Origin of the sequence: Vibrio cionasavignyae (genome assembly GCF_050337155.1) — a bacterium.
Lineage (GTDB): Bacteria > Pseudomonadota > Gammaproteobacteria > Enterobacterales > Vibrionaceae > Vibrio > Vibrio nomapromontoriensis.
Genome location: NZ_JAKJSR010000055.1, coordinates 1 through 2310 on the forward strand (window position 1 = coordinate 1; position 2310 = coordinate 2310).

Annotated in this window: 3 protein-coding genes; all 3 read right to left on the reverse strand. The window is 42.1% G+C overall.

Going from position 1 to position 2310, the window contains the following annotated elements:
• The coding region (locus L4D74_RS24995; protein ID WP_428755102.1) for an RHS repeat-associated core domain-containing protein at window positions 1-1157 on the reverse strand (1157 nt) is incomplete at its 3' end.
• A gap of 263 nt (window positions 1158-1420) precedes the next feature.
• On the reverse strand, window positions 1421-1837 hold the full coding sequence (locus tag L4D74_RS25000; protein ID WP_428755104.1) for an Imm39 family immunity protein: 417 nt from the start codon (window positions 1835-1837) through the stop codon (window positions 1421-1423).
• 8 nt (window positions 1838-1845) lie between these two features.
• Window positions 1846-2310: hypothetical protein (locus tag L4D74_RS25005; protein ID WP_428755106.1), on the reverse strand; the 465-nt coding region annotated here is incomplete at its 5' end.

The window sequence follows — 2310 nt, forward strand, 5'->3', positions numbered from 1 at the left end:
TAAGCCAGCCCTTGAGCACTTTCACCAATCTTGTAGGTTCCATCTGAGCCTTTTATTCTGTAGACGTGAGCATTACCAACATAGCCTAATGAATTCTTATGGACTACTTTGTTTGTAACACCCCTAAACAGCTTCATCGGTGCTTTTACTTTCTTCGCCACCACACCGAAAAATGTACCAGCTGCAGTTTTACCTGCATCTAAATATTCACCAGCAGCAAGCGCCTCCGCTGTATCATAAAGGCCTACCGAAACATCCACAACCGTTGACACTGGGGACATATCATACACAAACGTTGCTGTGGTTACACCCACGCTTAAAAACGTTTCCCAGCCAAACCAACTACTGGTCTCTCGCTCTGTATCCCCTAATATAGGTTCAGCCCCTTGGGGTAGATGCTCTTGAGTACTATCATTATTGGTCTTTCTAGCTCCAGAATCGCTACCGTTATCACGGTCTCTCCARGAACCACTTGTCCCATTGACATAATTGTAACTATTYCCATCAGTACTACATTCACCCTCAAGGCCACCACTCCACCAATATCCAGACGGATCCGTGTACTTAAGTGGATTGTTCATTACATACGAATAACGATTAAAGCTATTCGTCAAATAAGGCTCTTGAATAAACGGATCCGCACTTAAAAACCGACCCAGMTCTGCATCATACACTCGSCCATTCATATGAATGAGGCCGACTTCATCTATCTGCTCGTGGCCGGTGTAGCCTCTATTGGTTATCGCTGATTGWARGAYTTCTGCTGGRTCATTACTTYTCCAACTTATCGCCCTTTGTTTGCCCCATGTGTCGTAACTACGGCGCTCTACCACRTTGCCATARCCGTCGGTGATGAGGTCGATTGAATTTAACGCATCGTAGTGAAGGTAACGTACCTGCTTGTTCTTAAGTTTGTTGGCCGAATCACGTATCTGAGTATTAAGCGCAATAAGCTTGCCATCCGCGTAAACAAAGTGCTTATGTTGTGTTTCGCCATCATTGGTTTGRATGCGCTCGTACGTTTTACCAAAATAGAARGTTTCGCTGCCATCGCTGCTTTGCTTCAAATAACGGTTGTGGTTCGCGTCGTAAGAAAACGCCACCGTATTRCCGTTACGGGTAATCGACGCGGGTTTGTTGAACTCTGTCCAAGTCAAAGAGCGCTCGCTAACACTACTGCCCTCTTTGTAGGTGCGCAGCTACTTTAGGTGACTGTCCTTTTTGCTTTTAAACTGAAGAACCAAGATCTATCCCCGTATTGATAAGTAATCCAGAGCATACTTTTGGTGACTGTCCTTTTTACTTCAAAGAAAGGTATGCGCCAGTCAATAATAATTATTAACTGGGCGCTTCAACAAAGCCATTGAGTACTGCAACAAAGCCGTAGCCTGTCTATCTGCGTTCTTTGTAGCATTAAAAACTAACTATTATGTGAACTGCTCTCTTCTAGTTCAATAAGTGATTTTTTAAACTCTTCAGCTTTTAATTCATATTTATTTGCGATATCAATCAAGGCTACTAATGTAGCCTTTTTCATAATCCGTTTAAGCTCAGATTTAGTTGCACTTGATAACTCATTTGTATCAAGTTCAATTGAAACAGGTAGATCGCCATGCTTTTCATTAATCTTTTGGTACATAGGCTTATCAGCGCTAACCAACCCATACCTCAAGATCAATCCAATCCAAATAAATGGGGCACCTATGAGAAAGCCTGAATTAATGATAAGTAATTCAAGTTCGTCTCTTATCTCTGTCATTACTTGCATTGCAAACCTATTTGGTCTCTCTTTTGTTAGAGAAACACCACCTAAAACGAGTTTTTTATTATGTGCCATACTTAATCCTACTTTTTCTTGCCGCGTAAATGTTCTCTATTACCAGGTAGCGTGTCATGACCATACATTCGTCTAAATCGGTCTCTTAAGTTGTCCTGATATTCGACAGCAGCCTTTTTATTTGGAAATGTTTTTAATATTCTAGATTCGTAGATTTCGCCGGTTTCACGCTGGAGCTTTCTCACCTGCTGCTCAGCTCTTATTGAAGCTCCATCTCTTTTTCTAAGCCCTTGAGCACTTTCACCAATCTTGTAGGTTCCATCTGAGCCTTTTATTCTGTAGACGTGAGCATTACCAACATAGCCTAATGAATTCTTATGGACTACTTTGTTTGTAACACCCCTAAACAGCTTCATCGGTGCTTTTACTTTCTTCGCCACCACACCGAAAAATGTACCAGCTGCAGTTTTACCTGCATCTAAATATTCACCAGCAGCAAGCGCCTCCGCTGTATCATAAAGGCCTACCGAAAC

Excerpts from the sequence above, each read along its gene's own strand:
- L4D74_RS25000 (WP_428755104.1), bottom strand. The coding sequence starts at position 1,837 with ATGGCACATAATAAAAAACTCGTTTTAGGTGGTGTTTCTCTAACAAAA.